Origin of the sequence: Brevundimonas sp. (assembly GCF_051860745.1) — a bacterium.
In the GTDB taxonomy this organism is placed as follows: Bacteria; Pseudomonadota; Alphaproteobacteria; order Caulobacterales; family Caulobacteraceae; genus Brevundimonas.
In genome coordinates this window covers 219,106-233,251 of sequence record NZ_JBHYDN010000003.1, presented here as the reverse complement: position 1 = coordinate 233,251, position 14,146 = coordinate 219,106, and the positions used below count along the sequence as shown (strand labels likewise).

Annotated in this window: 14 protein-coding genes, 3 tRNA genes and 1 pseudogene; 2 read left to right on the top strand and 16 right to left on the bottom strand. The window is 68.0% G+C overall.

Going from position 1 to position 14,146, the window contains the following annotated elements; all coding sequences use genetic code 11:
• Nucleotides 1-189: 189 nt before the first annotated feature.
• From ACTIEW_RS05595 to murA, 13 genes and pseudogenes are all read right to left on the bottom strand, one after another.
• A pseudogene (locus tag ACTIEW_RS05595) lies at nt 190-615 on the bottom strand (class I SAM-dependent methyltransferase); the annotation flags it as partial.
• 167 nt (nt 616-782) lie between these two features.
• Nucleotides 783-859: transfer RNA gene (locus ACTIEW_RS05590), tRNA-His, on the bottom strand.
• A gap of 403 nt (nt 860-1,262) precedes the next feature.
• Nucleotides 1,263-1,982 (bottom strand): TonB family protein, encoded by a 720-nt coding sequence (locus ACTIEW_RS05585; RefSeq protein ID WP_439476920.1) that lies wholly within the window; start codon nt 1,980-1,982, stop codon nt 1,263-1,265.
• A 14-nt stretch (nt 1,983-1,996) separates the two neighbouring features.
• The gene (locus ACTIEW_RS05580) at nt 1,997-2,434 is read right to left on the bottom strand and encodes a biopolymer transporter ExbD (protein WP_439476919.1); all 438 of its coding nucleotides are present in this window, start codon (nt 2,432-2,434) and stop codon (nt 1,997-1,999) included.
• Between the two features lie 5 nt (nt 2,435-2,439).
• Nucleotides 2,440-3,336 (bottom strand): tonB-system energizer ExbB, encoded by an 897-nt coding sequence (exbB, locus tag ACTIEW_RS05575; protein ID WP_439476918.1) that lies wholly within the window; start codon nt 3,334-3,336, stop codon nt 2,440-2,442.
• Between the two features lie 382 nt (nt 3,337-3,718).
• Nucleotides 3,719-3,794, bottom strand: a tRNA-Phe gene (locus ACTIEW_RS05570).
• A 63-nt stretch (nt 3,795-3,857) separates the two neighbouring features.
• Complete coding sequence (locus ACTIEW_RS05565) at nt 3,858-4,025, bottom strand: DNA gyrase inhibitor YacG (RefSeq protein ID WP_439476995.1); 168 nt, start codon at nt 4,023-4,025, stop codon at nt 3,858-3,860.
• Nucleotides 4,025-5,056 (bottom strand): hypothetical protein, encoded by a 1,032-nt coding sequence (locus ACTIEW_RS05560; RefSeq protein WP_439476917.1) that lies wholly within the window; start codon nt 5,054-5,056, stop codon nt 4,025-4,027. The genes ACTIEW_RS05565 and ACTIEW_RS05560 overlap by 1 nt, the downstream gene beginning before the upstream one ends.
• Nucleotides 5,053-5,628 (bottom strand): Maf family protein, encoded by a 576-nt coding sequence (locus tag ACTIEW_RS05555; RefSeq protein ID WP_439476916.1) that lies wholly within the window; start codon nt 5,626-5,628, stop codon nt 5,053-5,055. Before ACTIEW_RS05555 ends, ACTIEW_RS05560 begins: the two co-directional genes overlap by 4 nt.
• A gap of 10 nt (nt 5,629-5,638) precedes the next feature.
• Entirely contained in the window at nt 5,639-5,860 is a 222-nt protein-coding gene (gene infA / locus ACTIEW_RS05550) for a translation initiation factor IF-1 (RefSeq protein ID WP_013269122.1), read from the bottom strand.
• Nucleotides 5,861-6,089: 229 nt separating this feature from the next.
• Nucleotides 6,090-6,569 (bottom strand): UPF0262 family protein, encoded by a 480-nt coding sequence (locus tag ACTIEW_RS05545; RefSeq protein WP_439476915.1) that lies wholly within the window; start codon nt 6,567-6,569, stop codon nt 6,090-6,092.
• The gene (locus ACTIEW_RS05540; protein WP_439476914.1) at nt 6,566-7,045 is read right to left on the bottom strand and encodes a DUF2948 family protein; all 480 of its coding nucleotides are present in this window, start codon (nt 7,043-7,045) and stop codon (nt 6,566-6,568) included. The genes ACTIEW_RS05545 and ACTIEW_RS05540 overlap by 4 nt, the downstream gene beginning before the upstream one ends.
• Nucleotides 7,035-8,324, bottom strand: coding sequence for a UDP-N-acetylglucosamine 1-carboxyvinyltransferase (gene murA, locus ACTIEW_RS05535; protein WP_439476913.1), 1,290 nt, complete (start codon nt 8,322-8,324; stop codon nt 7,035-7,037). The genes ACTIEW_RS05540 and murA overlap by 11 nt, the downstream gene beginning before the upstream one ends.
• A gap of 381 nt (nt 8,325-8,705) precedes the next feature.
• On the opposite strand from murA, the gene ACTIEW_RS05530 reads away from it, so the two are divergent.
• Nucleotides 8,706-8,780: transfer RNA gene (locus ACTIEW_RS05530), tRNA-Thr, on the top strand.
• 324 nt (nt 8,781-9,104) lie between these two features.
• On the opposite strand, the gene ACTIEW_RS05525 is transcribed toward ACTIEW_RS05530, so the two are convergent.
• From ACTIEW_RS05525 to ACTIEW_RS05515, 3 genes are all read right to left on the bottom strand, one after another.
• Nucleotides 9,105-9,656 (bottom strand): hypothetical protein, encoded by a 552-nt coding sequence (locus tag ACTIEW_RS05525; RefSeq protein WP_439476912.1) that lies wholly within the window; start codon nt 9,654-9,656, stop codon nt 9,105-9,107.
• A gap of 49 nt (nt 9,657-9,705) precedes the next feature.
• Nucleotides 9,706-10,197: a peptide-methionine (R)-S-oxide reductase MsrB gene (msrB, locus tag ACTIEW_RS05520; RefSeq protein WP_439476994.1), complete on the bottom strand. Its 492-nt coding sequence runs from the start codon at nt 10,195-10,197 to the stop codon at nt 9,706-9,708.
• Between the two features lie 198 nt (nt 10,198-10,395).
• Nucleotides 10,396-11,886 carry a hypothetical protein gene (locus tag ACTIEW_RS05515; RefSeq protein ID WP_439476911.1) on the bottom strand — a complete coding sequence of 497 codons (1,491 nt, stop codon included), beginning with the start codon at nt 11,884-11,886 and terminating at the stop codon, nt 10,396-10,398.
• A gap of 233 nt (nt 11,887-12,119) precedes the next feature.
• Between ACTIEW_RS05515 and ACTIEW_RS05510 the strand changes: the two genes are divergently transcribed.
• Nucleotides 12,120-14,144, top strand: a complete 2,025-nt coding sequence (locus ACTIEW_RS05510) for an acetyl-CoA carboxylase biotin carboxylase subunit (protein ID WP_439476910.1) — start codon at nt 12,120-12,122, stop codon at nt 14,142-14,144.
• The last annotated feature ends 2 nt before the right edge of the window (nt 14,145-14,146 follow it).

Here is a 14,146-nt window from a genome sequence, read left to right as displayed (position 1 = left end):
CCATTCCAGCACCGCATCGGGTCCGGTCAGGGCGTGCAGATAGGTGGTGGCCCAGACGTCGATGCCGGCGCAGGTCTCGGCGAGAACCTCGTAATAGCTGTCCGGCGACAGGAGGGGTGCGATGGTCTCGACCCCGGCGAGGGGCGCGGCCCATGGACCGTCGGCCGCAACGGCGCGCATCAGGGCATGATGCCGGGTCTCGTGCGCCATCGGCATCTGGATCGCCAGTGCGCCGCCGGGAGCCAGCGCGTTCGCCAGCCGCCGCAGCAGGGCCGGATGGTCGGGCAACCAGTGCAGGGAAGCGTTGGCCAGAATCAGGTCGGCGGGGACTTCGGGGCGCCAGTCCGCGATATCGCCCTGACGCCAATCCACATCGCCGCCGAGAGACCGGGCCTTGCCGAGCATCTCGGCGCTGGAATCCAGTCCGTGCACCACCGCGCCGGGATGCCGTCGCTTCAGCATGGCCGCGTGCTGGCCCGCGCCGCAGCCCAGATCCCAGATCTCGCGGGGGTCCATGTCCCCGGGCAGGCGCAGCAGCAGGTCAAGGGCGGCGCGGTCGCGCTCGGCCTCGAACCGGCTGTACTGTCGGGGGTCCCAGGCGGGCGCTGACCTCATTCGATTTTCCCCGTCATCCTCGGGCTTGTCCCGAGGACCCATTCCACCGCCGCAATAGCCTTTGGCGCGTCGCAGGTCACCAAGGCGCGCTCACCACCGACCACCAGACCGGCGCAACGATGGATCCTCGGGACAAGCCCGAGGATGACGACCTGAAAATGGGGAGATGGTACCGCCTCTCAGGCTTGAACTGAGGACCTCCGGTTCCACAAACCGGCGCTCTAACCAACTGAGCTAAGGCGGCGCGCTCTCGCGAGCGGCGTGTCTAGCGGGGTCTCGGTCGGCGATCAAGACGGATAAGGGATTGCGCCCTTTTGTCATCCGGACGCCGCACCGCGGCGATCCGGGATGAAGGATCAATCCCGCTTCGGGCTCCCGGACAGCCGTCAGGCTGAGCCGGGAGAAAGGTGACTCCGCCCCCGCCCGTCTCCCGGACAACCGCTGCGCGGCTTCCGGGAGGGCGTCCATTCAGACGCGTCCCGTCCCGGCTCTCCGCTTCGCTAGGGCCGGCATGAAAAGCCCGATCTCCAGGCCCCGGGCTTCACCCCAACTTCGCAACGCCCGCCGGCCTGTTCCAGCTGACGCCACACACGAAAACGCCCCGGAGGCGGACCTCCGGGGCGCTGACGATAGTGCTGTCCGGCGGATTACTCCGGCGGCGGCGGACGGAAGCGCACGTTCCATTCCACCCGGGCGCCGACTGCGGCGCCATCGACCGTACCCGGCGTCACCCGCGAACGACGGGCGGCGGCGAGAGCGGCGGAGCCGAAGCCCATACCGGTCGGATCTTCCGAAACCACCCGGCAGTCGGCGAGACTGCCGTTCGGTTGGAGAGCGCAGCTGACGCGGACCGTCGAGATGCCCTCGATACCGCGGGCCTGGGCGCGTTCCGGATACTCCGGAACGACCTGACGACCCCAGCTCGGGTTCGTCACAACCGACGGCCGCGGCGGAGCCGGAGCCGGAGGCGGCGGCGGTCCAGGAACGATGACCGGGGGACCGCGATACTCGACACGGTCCTCCTTCTTCACCGGCTCGATCGGCAACGTCATCGGAGGCGGCGGCGCGTTCGGAACGATGACCGGGGGACGCACCTGCAGCTTGGGCGGCGGGGGCGTGTCCGGCGGCGGCGGCGGCGGAGGCGGAGGCGGCGGCGGGACGGGCTCGATCAGCTCCACGTCCACCGATTCGTCCGAGTAGTTGATCTCACGCAGCTTGAACTGGGCGTTGATGAAGTAGAAGGCCAGGATCGCGAACAGAAGGCTGACCAGCAGGATGCTGACCAGCAGGACGCCCGGGGGAACCCCGAACAGACCCTTGGGCTTCGGCGCATCGTATCTGGAACGGTGATATTCGATGTCTGTCATGATCTCACCGTTTCCTACTGAACATCCGTATCTTCACCGACCAGGGCAACGCTGTAGAAGCCGTTGTCCTGCAGCGAGTTCATGACCTGCATGAAATCGCCGTATCGGGTCGTGCGGTCGGCACGAATGAAGATACGCTCGTCGGCGGGATTGCGACGTCCGATCTGGGCCGTCAGCTCCGGACCGATCTGGTCCAGGGCGACGGCGCCGTCGCCCAGAAAGGCCTGCCCGTTGCCCTGGATCGAGATGTAGATCGGAGTCGGCGGGTTTGGAGCGAGCGGAGCGACGGCACGCGGCAGTTTCACTTCCACGGACGGTGCGGCAAGAGGGGCCGCCACCATGAAGATGATGAGCAGAACCAGCATGATGTCCACGAAAGGCGTGACATTGATCTCGCTGTTCTGCTCGACTTGGTACTTGCCGCCGCCGCCGCCTGAAAGTTTGGCGGCCATCGAGCTTACGCTCCCTTGTCGAGGTTACGCGAGATGGCGTTGGTCAGTTCGGCGCTGAAGCCGTCCGAACGGGTGCCGTACGCCGAGATGCGGGTGTTGAAGTAGTTGTAGAAGATAACCGCCGGGATAGCGGCGAACAGACCGATACCCGTGGCCAGCAGCGCCTCGGCGATGCCGGGGGCGACGACGGCCAGGTTGGTCGTGTTGGTGTTCGCGATGCCGATGAACGAGTTCATGATCCCGTAAACCGTGCCGAACAGACCGATGAACGGGCCGGTCGAACCCACCGAGGCCATGAACTGCTGACCGCCCGAAAGGCGACGGGCCAGGCCGGCCTGAACGGCGGCGACGGCATGCTGGGCGCGCGCCAGGGCCGAGTCGGCATGATCGCCGGTGACCGAGAGGCCCGCCTGACGCGACAGTTCGATTTCGTCAGTCGCCGCGGCGGCCATGTCGGCCAGCGGGTTGCCGTCAAACTCGTCCGAGGTGGCCACCCGGCGCATGTCCGCGATGGTGCGGGTCTGGCGGAAGGTTTCCAGGAACTGGTCGGTGCGGCGGTTCAGGCTGCCGAACTCGAAGATCTTGATGAGCAGGAGGACCCAGGTGAAGATCGAGGCCAGAACCAGGCCGATCATGACGACCTTAACGACCGGGTCGGCGTGAATGAACATGCTGGCCGGGGTCATCTTGCCCTCGGTCTTGGCTTCTTCGGCGGGTGCGGCCTCCTCGACGGCGGGAGCCGCGGCGAGGGCGGCGGCGGCGGCCGGGTCAGCCACGGGAGCGGCTGTTGCGGCGGCCGGATCGGCGGCGGGGGCATCCTGCGCGAGAACCGGCGTGCCGGCCATAAGGACGCCAGCGGCGGCCATGGCCAGGAGGATGTTGGTCTTCTTGATATCGAACATAGTTCGCCAGTTCCTGCTGTTTGGTCTGACTTGTGGAACCCAAAAGAAACGGCCGCAGACGACGACCGCCCTCGATGAAATTCTAGTCCGCCGATGCGGAGGGAAATCCCCCGATCCTTGGAACGCCTTCTGACGCTTCCGGTTGCCTGATGGCTTCCGGCGCGGCGCCGACGGTCTTGGGGAAACCGTTTTCCCCGCCCCCATCAACTGCCCGCAAAGGAACGCGGTCAAGCTCCTTTGGCGAACGCATACCAGAGCGTCAAGTGCGGGACGGTGCTTTTCCCCTCGCAAGGGAGCCAGCAAGCCCGAAGCCGAAGATTCCGGTGGAAAGCGACATTTTGATGATGGGACCGCGCCGCTTTCCTCGATCGGGAAAAAGCGATGGTGCCTGGGGGCGGATTCGAACCACCGACACGCGGATTTTCAATCCGCTGCTCTACCAACTGAGCTACCCAGGCGAGGCATCCGCTCGCGGGAGGGCGGTCTATAGGCGAGCCGTTCGGGGGTGTCCAGCCGTCAGATCAGTCTTCGTTCGGGTCGCCTGTCGAGACGTCGTCGACGCTTTCAGGGATGACGTATCCGCCGGTGAACCAGCGTTGCAGATCGACGTCGGCGCAGCGCTTGGAGCAGAAGGGTTTGTATTTGGCGTCGGCCGGCTGGCGGCGACAGGTCGGGCAGAGGGCCATGATCACCGATCCTCGATCACAAACGCGCCCGGCGCCATCGCCGGATCGCCCTCCAGATGGGCCCGCGGACCCAGACGCGCCACCAGCGGCGCAGCCAGCGCGACGTCTGCGGACGCCGCCCGCGCGGTGATACGGGGGATCGTCGTGTCGGACAGCAGGGCGAATCTCAAACCGCGCACGATGTCCTGCGCCCGCTGCCCGGGCCGTCTCAGCCTGTCGGGACCGTTCAGAACCTCTTCCAGGGGAGTCCGACGCCATGGCAGCGCCAGTTGCAGCACGCCGAACCGGTTGACCGGCCCGAAGACGGCGTCCGGATCACCGCCAAACGCCTGTTTTGCGGCCGCCATGACCACGTCGCCATCCTGGCCCGTTCCGATCAGGTCGATGGCCACGAGGCCGCCCCAGCTTTTCAGCCGGATCAGGCGGGCCGCCGCGTGCAGACCCTGCCGATTCGCGCGCGTTCGTGCGGGCGCGCCGAAGGACACGCCCGGCGCGGGCGCCAGATCCAGATCGACCGCGATAAGGGCCCGGGTGCGCTGGACCATCAGGTCGAGGCCCGTGTCGGGGAACAGTTCGCCGGGCCAGCCCGCCTCTTCTTCCGCATCCCAACCGGCCTGAATGGCGGCGAGGCCGGTGACGGGCTCCACGCCGGGGGCCAGCCGGCTGAGGATCTCGGCCGCCGTCGGGCCGGGCGCGAGCAGGCGCGGCGCGCCCTCCCACGCCCCGATCAGGCGCAGGGTCGGCCCCTTGCCCTCGCGCGGCTCGGCCGTGACCTCGACCTCGACCTTCTGGCCGACAGCCAGGCGGTCCTGCCCGCGGAACGGCAGGAAGCCGTGCACGATCGGCCCCAGATCGACGAAGGCGCCCTTCAGCCCCGGATGGACCTCGGCGATTCGTCCGACGCAGCGCGCGCCGAGACGATGTTCGGCCACTCCGTCCTCGCGCTGGATCAGCAGATGTTCGAACCGGCCGTCCCGAGCGACCACGCCGCGGACCTCGCCGGGCGTGTCGTCGAGGAAGACCTCGATGCTCACGGCCGCCAGCCCGCGCCGTTCAGCAGGTTTACGGTCTCAAACAGCGGCAGGCCCATGACCGCCGGGTAGCTGCCGACCAGCCGGGTCACGAAGGCCCCGGCCCGGCCCTGGATGCCATAGCCGCCGGCCTTGCCACGCCATTCGCCCGAGGCGACATAGGCGGCGATCTCGGGGTCGGACAGGACCTTGAAGCTGACGCGGGTGTCGACGACCCGGTGCGTGGTCCGCACGCCCGCCGTCACCGCCACACCGGTGAAGACCCGGTGGTTACGGCCCGAAAGCAACTTCAGGAACCGGACGGCCTCGGCTTCGTCGGCGGGCTTTTCCAACAGTCGGCGGCCGACGGCCACCACGGTGTCGGCGGCCAGCACGACCGCGTCGGGCGCCCCGGCCGCGATGGCCTCGGCCTTGGAGACGGCCAGACGCGCGGCGAGGCGCGACGGAGTCTCGTCCTTCAGTGGGGTCTCGTCGATGTCGGCGGGGTCGACCCGGTCGGGCGTGATGCCGACCAGCGCCAGCAGTTCGATGCGGCGCGGGCTGGCCGAGGCCAGCACGAGTTCAGGACGCGACAAGCGCGCCCCCTTACTTGAAGCGATAGGTGATGCGGCCCTTGGTCAGGTCATAGGGCGTCATCTCGACCAGAACCTTGTCGCCGGCCAGCACGCGGATGCGGTTCTTGCGCATCTTGCCGGCGGTGTGGGCGATGATCTCGTGGTCGTTCCCCTCGAGCAGCACGCGGAACGTCGCGTTCGGCAGCAGTTCGCTGACGACGCCGGGAAACTCGAGCAGTTCTTCCTTAGCCATGCGGCCTCTCGCGCCCTGTGAATACGAGTCTGGACGCGCGCCGGGCGAAAGCGCGCGTCGTTAAGGAGCGGGCGTATGCCTGAAAACGGCGGGATAGTCGAGGCAGGGGGGCATGAGAGTGATTAGTGGTTAGTGATAGTGGTTGGCTGATGCAAACGACGGCGCTCGTTGATCGACCGCCCCTGTTCGAGCCGGCAACCACTAATCACTAACCACTAATCACTCCGCCTCACCCCCGCCGGTACAACGCCGTCACCAGCGTGAACAGCCGCCGCGCCGTCTCGTGGTCGATAGCGATCTTGCCGTCCAGCCGGGCCTTGAGCAGGTCGGCGCCTTCGTTGTGCAGGCCGCGCCGGCCCATGTCGACGGCCTCGATCTGGGCCGGGGAGGTGCCTCGCAGGGCCTCATAATAGCTGTCGCAGATCAGGATGTAGTCGCGGATCACGCCCTTCAGCGGCGTCAGCGACAGGCCGTGGGCGCGCGAGAAATCCGGGCCCTCGATGTCGAACACCAGCTTCGAATCCACCAGGGACAGCTTCAGCCGATAGGGCCCGCCCGCGGCGCCGGCGGGTTCGAAACTGTTCTTCTCCACCAGGTCGAAGATGGCGACCCGACGCTCGTGCTCGATCTCGGCCGTCGCGGCCGACAGGGTGGCGGCGTCCAGATCGACCGATGACAGGCGGTGGTTGAGGGGATCGGGCTCGCTCACGCCGGATCCGCCGGTGGGTCGAGGTGGGTCGGAGCCAGTCTGGCGGGCCAACGTTCCGACAGGTCGGTCAGGACGGCGTCAAGGCATTCCACGTCGATCCGCAGGTCGCCCCCGCCCGCGAACATCAGGATGACCCGGCCGCCCGGCGCCTCGCCCGGCGCGAACTCCATGGCCAGCAGCTCCAGCGCGCTCTCGGGCAGCCGCGGGAGGCGGCGGCTCTTGACCGCGATGACGTCGCCGAACTGCATGGCCGCCATTACCCGCGCACCGCCGCACTCCCAGCAGAAGCGGCTGAGCTTCAGCGTCACCCTCTGCGAGGACGGCTCCCAGACGATGTCGACGGGCCGCAGGATGGCGTCCTGCAGCGCCGCCGAGATGATGTGCAGGTCGTCGGCGTCCTCGGCCAGCAGGCGCAGAGGCTCGATCGGCGCGGGCGCCGCCGTGTCCGCCTCGACTTCGCGGGCCTCAGTGCTCATGGGCGTCGTCCCGGACGCGGCGGATCTCGGCACCACATGCGCTCAACTTTTCTTCCAGCCGTTCAAACCCGCGATCGAGGTGATACACGCGCCCGACCGTGGTCTCGCCCTGGGCCGCCATGCCGGCGATGACAAGGCTGACCGAGGCCCGCAGGTCGGTGGCCATGACCTGGGCGCCGTGCAGCATCGGCACGCCCTTCACCACCGCCTCGCCGACATGGACATGGATGTCCGCCCCAAGCCGCGCCAGCTCCGGCGCGTGCATGAAGCGGTTCTCGAAGATGTTCTCGTGGATGACGCTGTCGCCCTCGGCCGTGGTCATCAGGGCCATGAACTGGGCCTGGAGGTCGGTGGCGAAGCCCGGATAGACCTCGGTCGCCACATTGACCGCCTTCAGCCGCACGGCCGGATCACGCTTCACGATCACACCGTCAGACGTCGGCGTCACCTCGACCCCGGCCTCGATCATCTTGTCGCTGAGGGCCGTCATCAGCTCCGGCCGGGTCTTCGTCAGCCGGACCTCGCCGCCCGTCATGGCCGCGGCCACGGCGTAGGAGCCCATCTCGATCCGGTCCGGGATCACCGACCAGCTGGCCCCGCCCAGCGATGACACGCCGGTGATGGTCAGGACATCGGTGTCGATCCCCTCGATCCGCGCGCCCATGGCGGTCAGGCAGCGCGCCAGGTCGCCGATCTCGGGCTCACGAGCGGCCTTGCGCAATACGGTCACGCCGTCAGCCAGTACGGCGGCCAGCAGGGCGTGTTCGGTCGCGCCGACCGAGACGAAGGGAAATTCGATCTCCGCCCCCTTCAGCCCCTTGGGCGTGCGGGCGATGACATAGCCCTCGTCCAGCTCGATCTCGGCGCCCATGGCCGTCAGGGCCTGCAGATGCAGATCGACCGGTCGCGCGCCAATGGTGCAGCCGCCGGGCAGCGACACCTTGGCCTCGCCGGTGCGGGCCAGCAGAGGCCCCAGCACATTGAACGAGGCCCGCATCTGCCGGACCAGATCATACGGCGCGAAGGTCGAGGTCAGGGCGGCGGCGTGGAACAGGGTCTCCTGCCCCGTCGCGCCCTCGCGTTCGGAAACCTCGACGCCGAGTTCCTGCAGCAGGCGGCCGAGGAATTTCGTATCCGCGAGGCGTGGCATGTTGGTCAGCAGCAACGGCTGATCGGTCAGGATCGATGCGGCCATCAGCTTGAGGGCGGAGTTCTTGGCGCCGCTGATCGGAATGGTTCCGTTCAGACGGGCGCCGCCGGTGATGGCGATGCTGTCCATGTCGTCTCTTGCGACCCCGTGCAGGGCGCAAGGGGGATCGGTTCTCTAGCGCGGACGGCTACCGTTGCGAAAGGCCGACATCGGTCCCGCCGATGACATTCAGTTGCTCGGCTTTGCGGGCTTCCCGGACCGCGCTGCCGCCCGGCGCCGTTTCAGATTGTCCCGCAGGGCCGTGGCCAGCCGCTGGGCCCGCGCTGTCGCTGGCGTTTTCGCCGGCGCCAGGGGGTCCGGCAGGGTCGCCGGCAGGTCGGGTCGGGGCGACGCGGTCTTCGACTCATCCATGGGTCGATGAGACCCCGCGCCGAAGTTTTCCGCAAGCAGGTGCATTCTGGGCTTTCCCCATTGTCCCCGGTTGGCTATAGGGCCGCTTCCTCAGATCAGGCCGCCGTAGCTCAGTGGTAGAGCGCATCCTTGGTAAGGCTGAGGTCGTGGGTTCGATTCCCCCCGGCGGCACCACCTCTGAAGACAGAAAGGGCGGAGCTTTCGCAAGCTCCGCCCTTTTCCGTTCCTGGGCCGTCAGCAAGACGCCGCCCACATTGGTCAAGGTCCGAACCTTGTCATCCCGGACGCCGCAAAGCGGCGATCCGGGACGCATGAGCACAAACGTCCCTCCGCCCGGAAGCTGCGTCAGCGGCTATCCGGGCGACACGTCAGGACAGACAGTGGCGGCGACCTGTCTCCCGGACCATCGCGTGGCGATTTCCGGGAGGCCCGGCAAAGGGCGCACTCCGTCCCGGATCGCCGCTGCGCGGCGTCCGGGATGACAAGTGGTCCGGCCTGTCAGTCCATATCGGCGCGATTCGGCTGGAGCAGCGGATAGCGACGCGGCGGGCCATTCGGCCGCATGAGCCGGCTCTCGTATTCAGCGGCGGCATTGGGCTGATAACCGGGGAAGGCATAGCCGCTGTCGTCGTAGTACGGGTGATCAAACCCGTAGCCCCCGTAGGGATAGCCGTTCTCAACCTGCCGGTAGCTGAGATCCAGCCGGCCATGCTCGCCGACCGGCAGGGAGACCGCCACGCCATAGTCGCGATAGCCGCCGGTGCCGATGCCGAAACTGACCTCGCCATGCATCTTGCGGTCGTCGGCAGGCTCGTTCGCCGCCTCGGCCCAGGGCTTGTCAGCGGTCGAGCGGCCGGCGATCCAGCGGTCGATCTGCTGATCGGTCGACAGGCCGTGGGGCACCGCGCTCTGGGTCGCCCCTTCGGTCGAGGCGGCGAGCGGCTGGGCGACAGCGTCGAGATCGACGGTGGTGGCGGGAGCGGTGACGACGACGCCATCAGGGTCCGACGCCAGCAGCGCCGTGACCAGGATCAATGCGAAAACGGCCATGCAACGGACTCCACTCGAAACAACACCCTAGCCCCAAATAAGGCCAAGGTCAGGCCGTTCCGTCGCCGCGTCCGAGGGGGTCGGGCAGCCGCCCACCTTCCGGCACGAAGGTCAGGGCCACGGAGTTGATGCAGTAGCGCAGGCCGTCCGGTCCCGGTCCGTCCGGGAAGACATGGCCCTGATGGCTGTCGCATCGGGCGCAACGGGTCTCGGTGCGGCTCATGCCGTAGGAGCGGTCGGTGATCGCTTTCACATGCGCCGGATCGACCGGCTCGGTGAAACTGGGCCAGCCGGTGCCGCTTTCGAACTTGGTCCCGGTTCGGAACAGGGGCAGGCCGCACTCCCGGCAGCAGAACACCCCCGCCCGCTTCTCGCCCAGCAGCGTGCCGCAGAACGGCGCCTCGGTGCCGTGGGCCAGCAACACGCGCTTTTCCTCGGCGGACAGGTCCGCCTCCAGCGCTGCGCGCTGATTCTCGTCGGGCGGCGTCAGGTCATAGCCGGACGCGGAACGCAGGGTCGGGGCGGTGTCGGGGTTGGTCATGAGGCTGAAATAGGAAGGGCCGGGCGGGGGTTCCACCCTTCTCCCTCCCCTTCATGGGGAGGGACGGCGAGGCGCAGCCGAGCCCGGGTGGGGTACGCCAGTCCCGAACGGACTGCGCCCGGCTTTGGGATTCCCCACCCTGTCGTCGCTATGCGCCGACATCCCTCCCCATGAAGGGGAGGGAGACCGCACTTTGGCCTACTGGAACAGCGTCCCGACCCAGGCCCGGACCGCCGTCTCATCGACGGGGTTGCCGGTGTAGGTCAGACCCTGCGCGGGCGCATAGGGCTGGTTGTTGGCGCGCGGACGCGAGGTCCAGGCCTTGTGGCCATAGCTGAGGTCCGAATAGTTCGACGGCAGCCGCAGCACGGTTGGCTCGACGAAGATCGTGTCGGTGGCCGTGGTCGAACCGGCGATACGCACGTTCGGCAGTTTGGACAGCAGGTCCAGCGTATCGAGGCAGCCGCCCGAGCAGCCGGCGTCAACCAGGACGATCACCGGTCCCTGCACCGGGTTCGGCGCGCCCGTATCCGGCACCGCGGCGCGACCGGCCAGGGCGAAAGTCGGCCGACCGGCCGCGATGGCGGCGTCAAACGCCGCCACGACCTCGCGGGTCTGTTCGATCACCGGCATGGCGTCCTGGACAAACTGGGGATCGGCTTCCATCCGTCCGAGAGCGGCGGCGTACCAGTCGCGGTTGCCCTGGGTGGCGCGGTAGGTGATGTCGCCCGCCGCGGGCTGGCGGCTGACCGTGAACTCGGGTGTCCAGATGCGGTTGGCCATGCCGTAGCCGCGCGCGGTCGAGGAGTTCTCGCCCGAACCGGAGGCGGCGCGCAGGTCCAGCACGAAGCCAGCCGGCCCGCGCAGGGTCGCGGCCTGGGCCTCGACGGCGGCGTTGAAGGCGGGCCAGCCGGCGCTGTCGGCGAACGAATGGACATGCAGCCACGGACGGCCGTTGACCGTTTCCACCGCCAGCGGCGTGGCCGGAGGCATGTAGACGGTGGCGCGATAGGCGGCCTCAAGGTCGCCGGCGACGACCGGGATCGGTCGGATCTGGATGTCACGCGGACGGCCGCGGCCGGATTGGAAGCTGCACTGAGACGGCACGCCGGCGGTGAAGGGGTTGTTGCGGTTCCAGAACAGATAGGGGGCCGAGGTGACGCGGCCGGCCTCGGTGTCCAGATTGCCTTCCCAACGGTCCAGCTTGGCGCGGGCGAATTCCTCGATCGGTATCACATTGCAGGAGGTGACCACGTCGCCGACCCGCGGCGCGCTGCGCGTGCCCGGCTTCACATAGGTCACGATATAGCGGCCGCCGCGCCAGCCGGTGGTGAAGCCCGGCCAGCTGGTGCCGAAATAGGGGCCCATGTTGTCGAACGTCGGGCTGACCTGAATGTTCGAATCGCGGAAGCCGCCGGCGTAGTAGCGCATCAGATAGGCGTGGCTGTGCGCGCTGTTGACCCGCGTGGACAGGCCCAGCGACTCCTGCAGGCCGCTGTCGAGCCAGGCCCGGAAGCCCTGGCTGGCCGCACCCTGCACCGCCGGCGCCGGATGGTTGGCGGCCAGTTCGTCATGCGAACGCTGCAGGTCCTGTCGGGCCAGGGCCCGGAAGTCCTGAGCGAAGGCGGCGCCCGCGCTGACGACGAGGGACAGGGCGGCGGCGGCGACGAAGGTAAGCGGTCGGGACATCAGGTCAGGCTCCAGGCCAGTAAGCGGGACAGGGACGGATCAAGATTGAATGAGCGGGGATGAACGGAACTGGAACGGGTTAAACCCCATCGGTACCGCCCTTGCCAACCCCATACCCGGCTGAGGTGAACGCCCCCTCCGGTTTACTCGCGCCGGATCGCGGCCTAATCGGGGCGGTCCCTTCACGCCGCGATCACGTTCGCTTCAGAATCAAAGACGCCAAAGACCGCCGCATGTTCTCCAAAATCCTGATCGCCAACCGCGGCGAAATCGCCGTTCGCATCATCAAGACCTGCCGCGGCATGGGCATCAAGACGGTGCAGGTCTATTCGGAGGCCGACGCTGGCTCGCTGGCCGTCGAGATGGCCGACGAGACCGTGCTGATCGGCCCGGCCCCCGCGGCCCAGTCCTATCTTCTGGCCGACCGGATCGTCGAGGCCGTGCGCCAGACCGGGGCCGAGGCCGTCCACCCCGGGTTCGGCTTCCTCAGCGAGAACGCCGGCTTCGCGCGCCGTCTGCGCGACGAGGGCATCGCCTTCATCGGTCCCAACCCCGAGGCCATCGAGGCCATGGGCGACAAGATCAGCTCCAAGAAACTGGCCGCCGCCGCCGGCGTCTCCACCGTCCCCGGCCACATGGGCCTGATCGAGACGACGGAGCAAGCTGTCACCATCGCCAATGAGATCGGCTATCCGGTCATGATCAAGGCCTCGGCCGGCGGCGGGGGCAAGGGCATCCGCGTCGCCCACTCCGACGCCGACATGGCCGAGGGCTTCGCCGCCGTGAAGGCCGAGGCGCTGGGCGCCTTCGGCGACGACCGCGTCTTCCTCGAGAAATTCATCATCGACCCGCGCCACATCGAGATCCAGGTGATGGGCGACAAGCACGGCAACGTGGTCCACCTGTTCGAGCGCGAATGTTCGATCCAGCGCCGCAACCAGAAGGTCATCGAGGAGGCCCCCTCCCCCCTCCTCGACCCCGAGACCCGCGCCGCCATGGGCGCCCAGGCTGTCGCCCTGGCCCGGGCCGTGAATTACGACAGCGCCGGCACCGTCGAATTCGTCGCCGGCCAGGACAAGTCCTTCTTCTTCCTCGAGATGAACACCCGGCTGCAGGTCGAGCATCCGGTCACCGAACTGATCACCGGCGTCGATCTGGTCGAACAGATGATCCGCTCGGCCTGGGGCGAGAAGCTCGTCTTCGAACAGAAGGACCTCGCCATCAACGGCTGGGCCATCGAGAGCCGCATCTACGCCGAGGACCCCTATCGCGGCTTCCTGCCCTCGATCGGGCGGCTGATCCGCTACGAACAACCTGAGGAAGGCGATCAGGGCGGCTACACCGTCCGCAACGACTCCGGCGTCCGCGAGGGCGACGAGATCTCGATGTTCTACGACCCCATGATCGCCAAGCTCTGCGCCTGGGGCGAGACCCGCGACGCCGCCATCGACGGCATGGCCCGGGCGCTGGAGGACACCCACATCCACGGGGTCGGCCACAACATCCCCTTCCTCGCCGCCGTCATGGACCAGCCCCGCTTCCGCAGCGGGAACATCTCGACCAGCTATATCAAGGACGAATTCCCCGAAGGCTTCCACGGCCTGCTGCCCGACCGCCGCCAGACCGACATCCTGATCGCCACCGCCGCGGCCATGAACGAGATCGCCTCGGAACAGTCCGGCGACCCGTCCGGCCGCACCGACTGGATCATCCTCGTCGCCGCCCAGGGCCCGGGCCATCCCGCCGGCCCCGGCGAGGCCCACGGCGTCTCCCTCGGCTATGACGACGACGAGGCCCTGACGCTGGACCTCGTCGGCGAGGCCAATGACGAACACAGGGCCCTCAAGCTCGGCGACATCGACTGGCGCCCCGGCCTGGCCCAGTTCCGCGCCACGCTGGACGGCGTCCCCTTCACCGCCGAGGTCAGCCGCGTCGCCGACGGCTTCGTCATCCGCACCCGCGCCGCCCGCGCCCGCGTCCGCGTCCTGACCCCCGCCGTCGCCGCCCTCTACGCCCGCCTGCCGGAAAAGGTCGCCGCCGACACCTCGAAACTGATCCAGTCCCCCATGCCCGGCCTCGTCGTCTCCATCCCGGTGACGGTCGGCCAGGAGGTCAAGACCGGCGAAACCGTCGCCATCATCGAGGCCATGAAGATGCAGAACATCCTCAAGGCCGAACGCGACGGCGTGGTGAAGTCCGTCGGCGCCGCGGCGGGCGATCCCGTGGCGGCGGACGATGTGCTGGTCGAGTTCGAATAGGT

Coding starts and splice junctions, on each gene's coding strand:
- msrB (WP_439476994.1), bottom strand. CDS start 10,197: ATGACCAACCCCGACACCGCCCCGACCCTGCGTTCCGCGTCCGGCTAT.
- ACTIEW_RS05580 (WP_439476919.1), bottom strand. CDS start 2,434: ATGGCCGCCAAACTTTCAGGCGGCGGCGGCGGCAAGTACCAAGTCGAG.
- infA (WP_013269122.1), bottom strand. CDS start 5,860: ATGGCTAAGGAAGAACTGCTCGAGTTTCCCGGCGTCGTCAGCGAACTG.
- exbB (WP_439476918.1), bottom strand. CDS start 3,336: ATGTTCGATATCAAGAAGACCAACATCCTCCTGGCCATGGCCGCCGCT.
- ACTIEW_RS05510 (WP_439476910.1), top strand. CDS start 12,120: ATGTTCTCCAAAATCCTGATCGCCAACCGCGGCGAAATCGCCGTTCGC.
- ACTIEW_RS05540 (WP_439476914.1), bottom strand. CDS start 7,045: ATGAGCACTGAGGCCCGCGAAGTCGAGGCGGACACGGCGGCGCCCGCG.
- ACTIEW_RS05515 (WP_439476911.1), bottom strand. CDS start 11,886: ATGTCCCGACCGCTTACCTTCGTCGCCGCCGCCGCCCTGTCCCTCGTC.
- ACTIEW_RS05585 (WP_439476920.1), bottom strand. CDS start 1,982: ATGACAGACATCGAATATCACCGTTCCAGATACGATGCGCCGAAGCCC.
- ACTIEW_RS05525 (WP_439476912.1), bottom strand. CDS start 9,656: ATGGCCGTTTTCGCATTGATCCTGGTCACGGCGCTGCTGGCGTCGGAC.
- murA (WP_439476913.1), bottom strand. CDS start 8,324: ATGGACAGCATCGCCATCACCGGCGGCGCCCGTCTGAACGGAACCATT.